Annotated in this window: 12 protein-coding genes; 6 read left to right on the forward strand and 6 right to left on the reverse strand. The window is 69.7% G+C overall.

Annotation, left to right across the window (positions count from 1 at the left end):
• The first annotated feature begins 51 nt into the window (after positions 1–51).
• Positions 52–2,415: a xanthine dehydrogenase family protein molybdopterin-binding subunit gene (locus P8627_RS13885; RefSeq protein WP_279964798.1), complete on the forward strand. Its 2,364-nt coding sequence runs from the start codon at positions 52–54 to the stop codon at positions 2,413–2,415.
• A gap of 10 nt (positions 2,416–2,425) precedes the next feature.
• Complete coding sequence (locus P8627_RS13890) at positions 2,426–3,220, forward strand: FAD binding domain-containing protein (RefSeq protein ID WP_279964799.1); 795 nt, start codon at positions 2,426–2,428, stop codon at positions 3,218–3,220.
• Positions 3,221–3,306: 86 nt separating this feature from the next.
• On the opposite strand, the gene P8627_RS13895 is transcribed toward P8627_RS13890, so the two are convergent.
• The gene (locus tag P8627_RS13895; RefSeq protein WP_279964800.1) at positions 3,307–3,744 is read right to left on the reverse strand and encodes a lipocalin-like domain-containing protein; all 438 of its coding nucleotides are present in this window, start codon (positions 3,742–3,744) and stop codon (positions 3,307–3,309) included.
• Between the two features lie 127 nt (positions 3,745–3,871).
• Here P8627_RS13895 and P8627_RS13900 point away from each other — a divergent pair, with 127 nt between their 5' ends.
• Together P8627_RS13900 and P8627_RS13905 are read left to right on the forward strand one after the other, a co-directional pair.
• Positions 3,872–4,189, forward strand: coding sequence for an ArsR/SmtB family transcription factor (locus P8627_RS13900; protein WP_279964801.1), 318 nt, complete (start codon positions 3,872–3,874; stop codon positions 4,187–4,189).
• 16 nt (positions 4,190–4,205) lie between these two features.
• On the forward strand, positions 4,206–5,243 hold the full coding sequence (locus tag P8627_RS13905; protein ID WP_279964802.1) for a permease: 1,038 nt from the start codon (positions 4,206–4,208) through the stop codon (positions 5,241–5,243).
• A 285-nt stretch (positions 5,244–5,528) separates the two neighbouring features.
• On the opposite strand, the gene infC is transcribed toward P8627_RS13905, so the two are convergent.
• On the reverse strand, positions 5,529–6,083 hold the full coding sequence (gene infC / locus P8627_RS13910) for a translation initiation factor IF-3 (protein ID WP_456237546.1): 555 nt from the start codon (positions 6,081–6,083) through the stop codon (positions 5,529–5,531).
• Positions 6,084–6,259: 176 nt separating this feature from the next.
• Between infC and P8627_RS13915 the strand changes: the two genes are divergently transcribed.
• A complete protein-coding gene (locus tag P8627_RS13915) occupies positions 6,260–7,141 on the forward strand; it encodes a hypothetical protein (RefSeq protein WP_279964803.1) in 882 nt (293 codons plus the stop codon).
• Between the two features lie 103 nt (positions 7,142–7,244).
• A complete protein-coding gene (locus tag P8627_RS13920; RefSeq protein WP_279964804.1) occupies positions 7,245–7,934 on the forward strand; it encodes an RraA family protein in 690 nt (229 codons plus the stop codon).
• 21 nt (positions 7,935–7,955) lie between these two features.
• On the opposite strand, the gene P8627_RS13925 is transcribed toward P8627_RS13920, so the two are convergent.
• Genes P8627_RS13925 through P8627_RS13940 form a run of 4 tightly spaced genes read right to left on the reverse strand, consistent with a single transcriptional unit; the run spans position 7,956 to position 11,670 of the window.
• Positions 7,956–8,798, reverse strand: a complete 843-nt coding sequence (locus tag P8627_RS13925) for a ferredoxin--NADP reductase (protein WP_279964806.1) — start codon at positions 8,796–8,798, stop codon at positions 7,956–7,958.
• A gap of 52 nt (positions 8,799–8,850) precedes the next feature.
• Positions 8,851–9,276: a DUF934 domain-containing protein gene (locus P8627_RS13930; protein WP_279964807.1), complete on the reverse strand. Its 426-nt coding sequence runs from the start codon at positions 9,274–9,276 to the stop codon at positions 8,851–8,853.
• An 11-nt stretch (positions 9,277–9,287) separates the two neighbouring features.
• Positions 9,288–10,028 (reverse strand): phosphoadenylyl-sulfate reductase, encoded by a 741-nt coding sequence (locus P8627_RS13935; protein ID WP_279964808.1) that lies wholly within the window; start codon positions 10,026–10,028, stop codon positions 9,288–9,290.
• Positions 10,018–11,670, reverse strand: coding sequence for a nitrite/sulfite reductase (locus P8627_RS13940; protein WP_279964809.1), 1,653 nt, complete (start codon positions 11,668–11,670; stop codon positions 10,018–10,020). Before P8627_RS13940 ends, P8627_RS13935 begins: the two co-directional genes overlap by 11 nt.

Here is an 11,670-nt window from a genome sequence, read left to right on the forward strand (position 1 = left end):
GCCACGGCATAACGGCCCGCCCGACGGGTCGACTTCTGGGAGGAAAGACAGATGCCCAAAGACACCGGAATCGGCGCCAGCCCCAAGCGGCGCGAGGACGTGCGCTTCCTGACGGGGAAGGGTCGCTACACCGACGACATCAACGTGGCCGGACAGGCCCACGTGGCCTTCCTGCGCTCGGACGTGGCCCATGGCCGGATCAAGGGGATCGACGCCTCGGCCGCGGAAGCCATGGAGGGCGTGATCCGCGTCTTCACCGCTGCCGATTTTGACGCCGTCGGCGGCATCCCGTGCGGCTGGCAGATCACCGACCGGCAGGGCAACCCGATGCAGGAGCCCAAGCACCCGATCCTCGCCGAGGGCAAAGTGCGGCACGTGGGCGACCCGATCGCCGCCGTCGTGGCCGAGACGCGCGAACAGGCCCGCGACGCCGCCGAAGCGATCGTGGTCGATATCGAGGACCTGCCCGCCGTCATCGACATGAAGAAGGCGCTCGCCGAGGGCGCACCGAAGGTCCATGACGATCTCAACGACAATCTCTGCTACGACTGGGGCTTCGTCGAGGAGAACCGCGAGGCCGTGGACAAGGCTATCGCCGAGGCCGCGCATGTCACCACGCTGGAGCTGGTGAACAACCGCCTCGTCGCCAACCCGATGGAGCCGCGCGTGGCGGTGGGCGACTATGCCCAGCACGACGATTCCAGCACGCTCTACACCACCTCGCAGAACCCGCACGTCATCCGCCTGCTGATGGGCGCCTTCGTGCTGGGCATCCCCGAGCACAAGCTGCGCGTCGTGGCCCCGGATGTGGGCGGCGGCTTCGGCACCAAGATCTTCCACTACGCCGAGGAAGCCTTCTGCACCTTCGCCGCCAAGGCGCTCGGCCGGCCGGTGAAATGGACCGCCTCGCGCTCGGAGGCGTTCATGTCGGACGCCCATGGCCGCGACCATGTCACCAAGATCGAGCTGGCGCTGGACGCCGACAACAATTTCACCGCCATCCGGACTGAGACCCACGCCAACATGGGCGCCTATCTTTCGACATTCGCGCCCTCGGTGCCGACCTGGCTGCACGGCACGCTGATGGCGGGCAATTACAAGACGCCGCTGATCTACGTGAACGTGAAGGCCGTCTTCACCAACACCGTGCCCGTCGACGCCTATCGCGGCGCCGGCCGGCCCGAGGCGACCTTCCAGCTGGAGCGCGTGATCGACATGGCCGCGCGCGAGCTGGGCGTCGACCCGGTCGCGCTCCGGCGGCAGAACTTCGTGACCGAGTTCCCCTACGCCACGCCCGTGGCCGTCGAATACGACACCGGCGACTACAACGCGACGATGGACCGGCTGCTCGAGATGATCGACCGCGACGGGTTCGAGGCCCGCCGCAAGGAGAGCGAAAGCCGCGGCAAGCTTCGGGGTCTGGGCCTCAACTCCTATATCGAGGCTTGCGGCATCGCGCCCTCCTCGCTGGTGGGGCAGCTCGGCGCGCGCGCGGGTCTCTACGAGAGCGCGACGGTGCGGGTCAACGCGACCGGCGGGCTGGTCGTGATGACGGGCTCGCACAGCCACGGGCAGGGGCACGAGACCAGCTTCGCCCAGGTCGTGGCCGACATGATCGGCATCAACGAGGACCAGATCGAGATCGTGCATGGCGACACCGCCAACACGCCGATGGGGATGGGCACCTACGGGTCGCGCAGCCTCGCGGTGGGCGGCTCGGCCATGGTGCGCGCGACCGAGAAGATCATCGCCAAGGCCAAGAAGATCGCGGCCCACCTGATGGAGGCCTCGGAGGGCGATATCGAGCTCAAGGACGGCAAGTTCACCGTCGCGGGCACCGACAAGTCGGTGGCCTGGGGCGACGTGACGCTCGCGGCCTACGTGCCCCACAACTACCCGCTCGAGGATATCGAGCCAGGGCTGGAGGAGACGGCCTTCTACGATCCCAACAACTTCACCTACCCGGCGGGCGCCTATGCCTGCGAGGTCGAGGTCGATCCCGAGACCGGCCGGGTCGAGGTGCTGTCCTTCGCCGCCGCCGACGATTTCGGCAACGTGGTCAATCCGATGATCGTCGAGGGCCAGGTCCATGGCGGGCTGGCGCAGGGGATCGGCCAGGCGCTGCTCGAGAATTGCGCCTATGACGAGGACGGCCAGCTTCTTTCGGCCAGCTACATGGACTATTCCATGCCGCGCTCGTCGGACCTGCCGATGTTCCAGGTGGACCATTCCTGCCAGACGCCCTGCACCCACAATCCGCTGGGCGTGAAGGGCTGCGGCGAGGCTGGGGCCATCGGCTCGCCGCCTTCGATCGTGAACGCCGTGATCGACGCGCTGCAGTCGGGCGGGCACAAGGTGGCGCATATCGACATGCCGCTGACCCCTTCGCGGGTCTGGTCGGCGATGCAGGGCTGAGGAGAGAGACATGTACAATTTCGAACTGGTGAAACCCGCGACCCTGCAGGACGCCGTCACGGCCCTGAAGGACGAGGACGCGCAGGCGCTGGGCGGCGGTCAGACGCTGCTGCCCACGATGAAGGCGCGGCTGGCGCAGATGGACAAGCTGGTCGCGCTTTCGGGCGTCGAGGAGATCAAGGGCGTCTGCATCGACGATGACGGTCGCGTCTGCATCGGCGGGGGCACGACCCACGCGCAGGTCGCGCGCGAATGCGCCGAGAGCTATCCGGCGTTGGCCTCGCTGGCGGGCCGGATCGGCGACCCGGCCGTCCGCGCGCGCGGCACGATCGGCGGCAGCCTCGCCAACAACGACCCCTCGGCCTGCTACCCGGCGGGCGTGCTGGCCTCGAACGCCACCGTGGTCACCAACGCGCGCGAGATCGCGGCGGATGACTATTTCCAGGGTATGTTCACCACCGCGCTGGACGAAGGCGAGATCGTCACCGAGGTGAAATTCCCGGTGCCCGAGGTCGCTTGCTACGAGAAGTTCATCCAGCCCGCCTCGCGCTTCCCGCTGGTCGCGGCCTTCGTCGCCAAGTTCTCGGACGGGGTGCGGGTGGCGATCACCGGGGCCTCGTCGGACGGCGTGTTCCGCTGGACCGAGGCCGAGGAGGCGCTGTCGCGCAACTTCTCGGCCGATGCGATCGCGGGGCTGGCGACGCCGGATGCCGGTTCGATGATCTCGGACCTGCATGGCGACGGCGCCTACCGTGCGCATCTGGTGAAGGTCATGACCGCCCGGGCGGTGAAGCACGCGGCCTGAGCCTTCGGGCCCGCGACAATCGAAGATGGGGGGCGGGGTCATCCCGCCCCTTTTCGTTGGCGGCACGCGTGCCGCAGGCTATCGCCTCAGCCGTCGGCGCCGACCTTCGTGAATTCCATCCGGTAGACCACCTCCTCGCCCGTCGCCGGATCGATGCCGGGCGCGCCGCTGATGACCAGCCGGTCGCCGTCGAGCGTGAAGGGGCGGGACAGGATGCCCTGCCAGTTCGGGTTCCAGGCGCCATCAACATGGTGCAGCACGCGGTCCTCCTCCAGCGTATAGGAGGCGACATAGGCCAGCATATCGTCGAAGAGCCCGGCCTTCTGTGCCTCAGACCAGCCTGCGGGCCGGGGCGGCGGGCGGTCGCGCCGGAACACGGTGGCCATCATACGGCCATCGGCGTGATAGGCGATATAGCCGATGGGATCCGGCCCCAGCGCGTCGGTGACCTCGCCCGTCGCCACCGAGCGGCGCGTCCAGGCCTGCATCCGCCAGGATCCGATCAGGGCGTCTCGCGTCGCCATTCCGCCTAGCCCCCCGGGTCCCGTCCCATTGCGCGCAGGATGCCATCTCCCCGCAAAACGCGCCAGCGGGCCGTCCCCGGTGCATAAAGACTCGACACAACCGGATTTCCGGTTATATAGATTCGCCATGGCTTATGACACCCCTTCCGCCGCCACGGCCCTCGCCGCCCTCGGGCACGAGGCCCGGCTTTCGGTCTTCCGGCTCCTGGTGCGCGCGGGGCCCGAGGGCCTTCGCGTGGGCGACATCGCCGAGCACGAGGGCCTGGCCCCTTCGACGCTCGCCCATCACCTCCGTGCGCTGGTTCTGGCCGGGCTGGTGGCGCAGACCCGCGCGGGCCGCGAGGTCCGTTGCTGCGCCGAGTTCGACCGGATGACCGCGCTCCTGGGCTTCCTGAGCGCCGAATGCTGCACCGGCGTCGCCCTGACCGAAACCGACGCTGCCTGAGACAAAGGAGCTTTCCATGGCCGACATCACCCACGCCCTTTCGCGCCCGCGCCTCTGGCAGGGCCTCTCGCGGCAGCGCGTCTGGCTCGCCTCCGCCGCGATCCTGGCGGTGCTCTTCCTGGTCCGGCCCGCGCAGGGCACGGCCTCGCTGGTCTTCACGGCGGAGGCCCTGGCCGGCACCGCGCCCTTCCTTCTGCTCTCGATCGCCGTGGCCGCCTATGCCTCGGCCACGGGCGCCGACAACCTGATCGCGCGCGCCTTCTCGGGCGCGCCCGTGATGATGGTGGTCTTCGCCGCGCTGGTGGGGGCGCTGTCGCCCTTCTGCTCCTGCGGGGTGATCCCGCTGGTCGCGGCGCTGCTGGCCATGGGCGTGCCGCTGAGCGCGGTGATGGCCTTCTGGCTGGCCTCGCCTGTGATGGACCCGTCGATGTTCATGCTGACATGGGGCGTCATGGGGCTGGAATTCGCGCTGGCCAAGACCGCCGCCGCGATCGGGCTGGGCCTTCTGGGCGGCTATGTGGTGATGGCGCTGGGCCGGGGCGGGGCGCTGTCGAACCCGCTGCGCGAAGGCATCGGCAATGGCGGCTGCGGCGGCGCGAAGCTGCGCGCGCCGAAGCCGGTGGTCTGGCGCTTCTGGCAGGAGGGTGAGCGCCGCGCGCGGTTCCGCCGCGAGGCCGTCTCGGTCACGCTGTTCCTGCTCAAGTGGCTGACCCTCGCCTTCGTGCTCGAGAGCCTGATGCTGGCATACGTCCCGGCCGAGACGATCACGGGATGGCTCGGCGGGTCGGGGGCGGGCACGGTCCTGCTGGCCGCCCTGGTCGGCGTACCGGCCTATCTGAACGGCTATGCCGCGCTGCCGCTGGTGGGCGGGCTGGTCGAGCAGGGCATGTCGCCCGGCGCGGGCCTCGCGTTCCTCGTGGCCGGCGGCGTCAGCTCGCTGCCCGCCGCAATCGCGGTCTGGGCGCTGGCGCGGCCGCCGGTCTTCGCGCTCTACCTCGCGCTGGCGCTCGCCGGGTCGGTCGCGGCGGGGCTGGCCTTCAGTCTTCTGGCCTGAGCGATCGGGTCGGGCGGCGCCGGGGGCCAGGGGCCCATCGGCGCCGCATGGCCGACGGATCGGCCGATCCCGGCCGATGCCGCCCTCCCGGCCGGCGCAGGATCGGAACGCGCGGTTCCCGACCCATGTTAAGGCGGTGCCGCGACCGGCCGCCGAACCCAAGCGACGGCCGGCCGACCGCAGCCGCCGGGGCCCTTTTGTCCCCATGGGGTTCGCGGCGGCCCCGAGAACGCGAAACCCCGGCGCAAGGCCGGGGTTTCTGCTGTCATCGGGTCGGGACCGCCCTCAGCGGGCGGAGGGTCCGATCATCATCACCATCTGGCGGCCTTCCATCCTCGGGAAGTTCTCGACCTTGCCGATTTCCTTGGTGTCCTCGGCCACCCGCTCCAGCAGCTCGCGGCCCAGGTTCTGGTGCGCCATCTCGCGGCCGCGGAAGCGCAGGGTGACCTTCACCTTGTCGCCGTTTTCCAGGAATCTCATCACGTTGCGCATCTTGACGTCGTAGTCATGCGTGTCGGTGTTGGGGCGGAACTTCACCTCCTTCACCTCGATCGTCTTCTGCTTCTTGCGGGCCTCGGCCTCTTTTTTCTGGGTCTCGTACTTATACTTGCCGAAATCCATGATCTTGCAGACCGGCGGGTTCGCGTTCGGGCTGATCTCGACGAGGTCGAGACCTGCCTCCTCGGCCATCTCGCGGGCGCGGGACGGGCTGACGACGCCGACATTTTCGCCGTCGGCGCCGATCAGGCGGATCTCGACGGCGCGGATGCGGTCATTGATGCGGGGGCCGGTGTCGCGCGTGGGCGGCGCGTTGTGGGGTCTGCGGGCGATGGTCGTAATCCTTTCGGGACGTTTCGAATGAGGGCTGAAAGGTAGCCTGTGCGTCTGGCCGCTTCAAGACGAAGCGACGGCGCGATCCTGCAAGGGGAACCCGGTCGGTCGATCGCGCATTGAGGTTGTGTCCGCGTTGCGCCTAAGGGGCGAGCGCCACACGCACATCCGATAGGAGATTCGCAATGTCCCGCAACCTGATCGTAGGCCTCGCCGTCCTGGTCGTCGCCGTGTTGGGCTGGATCGCGATCGACCGCATGGTCGATGGCACCCAGACCGCCGACGCGCCCGTCGATGCGCCGCTGACCACCGAAGAGGTGACCGCCGAGGGCGAGCTCGAGGTCGACGTCGATGCCGACGCCGAGCCGATCGCCAATGCCGAAGAGGTCGTCGAGGGCGCGGTCGACGAAAGCGCCGCCGTGACCGAGGAGCTGGCCGAGGACGTCTCCGAAGGCTCCGCCGCGCTGGTCGAGGAGGCCGAAGACGCCGCCGCCGCGACCGAGGAGGCCGTCGAGGGCGCCGCCGCCGCGACAGCCGAGGAAGCCGCCGAGGCCGCTGAGGCGACCGAAGAGGCCGTCGAAGGCGCTGCCGCCGCTACCGCGGAGACCGCCGCTGACGCCGCCGAGGCGACCGAGGAAGCCGTCGAGGGCGCCGCCGCTGCCACCGCGGAGACCGCCGCCGAGGCTGCGGAGGCCACCGAGGAGGCGGCCGAGGGCGCCGTCGCCGCGACCGCGGAAGCCGCCGGCGAAGCGGCCGAGGCCGTGGAAGGCGCCGCCGGCGAAGCCGCCGCCGCGCTGCAATCCATCGAGCCGGGCCTGACCACGACCACCGAGGCCGACGGCACGGTCACCATCGAGACCGCCGATGGCGAGACGACGACGCTGGACACGCTGCTGACCCCGGAAGGCTTCGATGCCGAGACCGTGCTCGCCTATATCGAGACGACGGATCTGGGCATGGTCGTCAAGACGACGCTCAGCAGCGTGGTCGAGCAGGCCGCCGACAATCCGGAAATGGTCGAAGGCGTGCTGGACCAGCTCCGCACCCGCCTGCTGCCGCAGCAATAAGGTCGCGCCGATCGCGACGACGGGGCCGCGCGGTGACGCGCGGCCCTTTTTCGTTTGCGCCCGAAAACCGCGTCATCGAAGCTCCCCCGCGGGAGGATTTGCCATGATCGAGGAACCCGCGCCGCTGCGCATCGCACGGGACCTGCGCCGACCCGCGGCCGATCAGGTCGCCGCCATCGCCGCGCATCCGACGGGCTTCGTCGTCGACGCGATGGGCGGGGCGGGCGCGATGGCGGCAGGGATCGCGCCGCTGCCCGGTCTGCCCGACCGCGCCTGCGGTCCCGCCCTGGTCGCGGGCAACCGGCCGGGCGACCTGCTCGGGACGCTGGCGGCGGTCGCTTTCGCCGAAGCGGGCGATATCGTCGTGGCCGAGACGCAGGGCTTCCAGGGCTGCGCCGCCGCGGGTGACCGGGTGCTGGGCATGCTGAAGAACCGCGGCGCGGCCGGCTTCGTGACCGACGGCCCGATGCGCGATCTGGAGGGGGTGCAGGCGGTCGGCCTGCCGGTCTGGGCCACGGGGCTGACGCCGAATTCCCCCGTCTCGCACGGCCCCGCGACGCTGGGCCTGCCGGCGCAGGTGGGTGGTGTGCGGGTCGCGCAGGGCGATGTGGTGCTGGCCGATTGCGACGGCGTGGTCGTCGTACCCTTCGACATGCTGGACCGCGTCATCGCCGCGCTCGACGTCGTGGCGCAGGCCGAGCACGCCATGGATGCCGAGGTGGCCGCGGGGCGTCACGAGCCCGGCCTGATCCGGGCGATGCTCGATTCGGGCGACGGGGTGCAGTGGGTCTAGGCCGCGGCCCGACCCGTCCTCTCAATTCGCGCCTTCGCCGACGAAGGCCTTTTCGACCACGTAGTGCTTGGGCTCCGAATTGGCGCCTTCCTCAAGCCCGAAGCCTTCGAGGATCTCCTTGATCTCGAGGTTGAAATCCAGCGAGCCGCAGACCATCGCGCGGTCGGTCTCGGGCCCGATGGTGTCGACGCCCAGGTCGCGAAGGGCCGAGCCGTCGCGCAGCTTGTCGGTGATCCGGCCCATGACCGGGCTCTCCTCCCGCGTCGTGGTGGGATAATATTTCAGCTTGTCGCCGATCAGCTCACCGATCAGCTCGTCCTCGCGCAGCGCGTCGATCAGCTGGCGGCCGTATTCCAGCTCGGCCACCTGGCGGCAGGTATGGGTCAGGATGACCTCGTCGTAATTCTCCCAGGTCTCCGGCTCGCGCAGCAGCGAAGCGAAGGGCGCGATGCCGGTGCCGGTGGCGAAGAACCAAAGCCGCTTGCCGGGCAAGAGCGCGTCATGGACCAGCGTGCCCACGGGCTTGGGGCGCAGGATGATCTGGTCGCCCGGCTCGATATGCTGAAGCCGCGAGGTCAGCGGGCCGTCCTGGACCTTGATCGAGTAGAATTCCAACTCGTCGTCCCAGGCGGGCGAGGCGATGGAATAGGCCCGCAGGATCGGCTTCTGGCGGCCCGTCTTCGGGTCCGGATCGCCCATCAGGCCGATCATCACGAATTCGCCCGAGCGGAAGCGCAGGCTCGCCGGGCGCGTCACGCGGAACGAGAACAGCTTGTTGGTCCAATGGGTGACCTGCGTGACCGTCTGGGCATCGGGCAGCACGGGCTGCGCGGTGGCGTTCTGGGGGGCGTTCATATGCGTCATGTCTTCGATTGCGGGCGTCGCCCGCACCTCTAGGCGTTCGGGGTTCGGATTTCTAGGCGGCGGCGTCGGGGCGGCGGCCGAGGCGCGCCTGGTAGTCATGCGCGCGCCAGTCGGCGCGGGCGCGCCACTGGTCCTCGGGCTGGCGGGCGGCGAGCGCGTCGTCGATCTCGACCTCGTCGAAGCCCGCGCGCCGCGCCATGGCGTATTGGTCGGCCAGCACGTGGCCCGCGGCGCGCAGGCGCCCGGTGAAGCCCGCGCGGCGTAATTGCCGCGCGATGGTAAAGCCGCGGCCATCGGCGAAGCTGGGAAAGGCCACGCGGATCGCGGTCGCGTCGCCCAGCCGCGCCAGCACGGGGGCGAGATCGGCATCGGGGCCGAGGTCGATGGCGATCGGCCCGTTCGCGGGCAGCGCGTCGGGGGCGGTGAAGCCGTGGTCGAGATCGTCGGCCCGGAAGCCGGTATCGGTGACGATGGGCATGTCGGTCGTCCTTATCCTGCCACCACCGCGCCGGGCAGCGCGCGGCCGCCGGCGAAATGGATGCCGCATTCCGTCTTCTCGCGGCCCCGCCAGCGGCCTGCGCGCGGGTCCTCGCCCGGCGCGACCTTGGAGGTGCAGGGCGCGCAGCCGAGGCTGGGGAAGCCCTGCGCGACCAGCGGATGGCGGGGCAGACGGTTGTTTTCGATGTAGTCGGCCACGTCCGCGGGTCGCCAATGCGCCAGCGGGTTGATCTTGAGCTTGCCGGCCTCGGCCTCGAAGAAGGGCAGCGCGGCGCGCGATCCGCCCTGGAAGCGCTTGCGCCCGGTGATCCAGGCGTCAAACGTCTGCAGCGCCAGCTCCAGCGGCTTGGTCTTGCGGATCGTGCAGCAGGCGTCGGGATCGCGGCCATGCAGGTCGCCCTCGGCGTCGGCGTCGAAGAGATCGGTGCTGTCGGGCCGGACCACCCGCACGTCGGAGAGGCCCAACCGCTCGGCCACCTGCCGCTGATAGGCCAGCGTCTCGGGAAACAGCATTCCCGTCTCGAGGAACAAGACCGGGCGCGCCCGGTCCATGACCGACAGCATATGCAGCAGCACGACCGATTCCGCCCCGAAGGACGAGACCAGGGCCACCGGGCCCACCGCCGCATCGTCCAGCGCGCGGGACATGACGGCGAAGGCGGAATGGTTGGCATAGGCCGCGTTCAGCGCCTCGGCGCGCGCGGTCAGAACGGCATGGGTATCAAGCGGCATCCCGGGCCTCCTGCGGGTAAAGGGCGGCCTTGAAGGGCGCGGGGCCCAGCCGGCGATAGGCGTCGAGGAAGGTCTCGGACGCGTTCTCGCGCCGGTCGAGATAGGCGAGGATCAGGCGCTCGATGGCGGGCACGATCTCGTCATAGGCGAAGCCGGGGCCGGCCCGCTCGCCGATGGCCGCCGCCTCGGTGCCGTCGCCGCCCAGCGTGATCTGGTAGTTCTCCACCCCCGCGCGGTCGAGCCCGAGGATGCCGATATGCCCGACATGGTGGTGCCCGCAGGCATTGATGCAGCCCGAGATCTTGATCTTCAGGTGGCCCACCTCGTGCTCGATCTTCAGCGCGTCGATGCGGGTCGCGATGGCCTGCGCGACGGGGATTGAGCGGGCGGTGGCCAGCGCGCAGTAATCCATGCCCGGGCAGGCGATGATGTCGGAGGCGAGGCCTACATTCGCGGTGGCGAGCCCGGCCGCCTTCAGCCCGGCCTGCAGCGCGGGCAGGAAGGCCCGGGGCACATGGGGCAGGATCACGTTCTGCTCGTGGCTGATGCGCAGCTCGCCATAGGCGAAGCGCTCGGCCAGGTCGGCCAGCGCGCGCATCTGCGCCGCCGTGGCGTCGCCCGGCGTGGCCCCATGCGCCTTGAGCGAGACGGTGACGATCGCGTGGTCGGCGCGGGCGTGGGGCGCGACATTGGTGTCGACGAAGCTGCGCAGCACCGGATCGTCGAGGTCGATTTCGGCCGGACCGGCGACGAAATCGGGCGGGGCGAACTGCGCGCGGATCGCGTCCAGCCGGTCCATGTCCGACCCGTCGAAGAGCGGGCGCAGCGCGGCGAACCGGTCCTCGATCTGCGCGCGCATCTCGTCGATCCCGGTCTCGTGGACGGTGATCTTGATGCGCGCCTTGTACTTGTTGTCGCGCCGGCCGAGGCGGTTGTAGACCGACACGATCGCCTCGCAATAGGGCAGCAGATCGGCCTCGGGCAGGAAGTTGCGGACCACCTTGCCCAGCATCGGCGTGCGCCCCAGGCCGCCGCCGATCAGCACGCGGAAGCCGATCTCGCCGTCGCGCTTGACCAGTTGCAGCCCGATATCATGGGCGCGGATCACGGCGCGGTCGGCCTCGGCCCCGGTCACGGCGATCTTGAACTTGCGCGGCAGGAACTGGAATTCCGGGTGGTCGGTGGACCATTGCCGAAGAAGCTCTGCATAAGGCCGCGGATCCGCCACCTCGTCGGCCGCCGCGCCGGCAAAGTGATCGGCGGTCACGTTGCGGATCGTGTTGCCGCTGGTCTGGATCGCGTGCAGCCCGACATCGGCCAGTCGGTCCAGCATGTCGGGAATGTCGCGCAGCTTGGGCCAGTTGTACTGGATGTTCTGGCGCGTGGTGAAATGGCCGTAGCCCTTGTCCCACCGCTCCGCCAGCTCGGCCAGCACCCGCATCTGCGCGCTCGACAGCGTGCCGTAGGGGATCGCGACCCGCAGCATGTAGGCATGCAGCTGCAGGTAGACGCCGTTCATCAGCCGCAGCGGCTTGAACTCGTCCTCGGTCAGGCTGCCGTCGATGCGGCGCTCCACTTGGGCGCGGAACTGCGCGTTGCGCTCGTCGAGGAAGGCGCGGTCGAATTCGTCGTAGTGATACAT

This window comes from Jannaschia sp. GRR-S6-38 (assembly GCF_029853695.1).
GTDB classification, from domain to species: Bacteria; Pseudomonadota; Alphaproteobacteria; order Rhodobacterales; family Rhodobacteraceae; genus Jannaschia; species Jannaschia ovalis.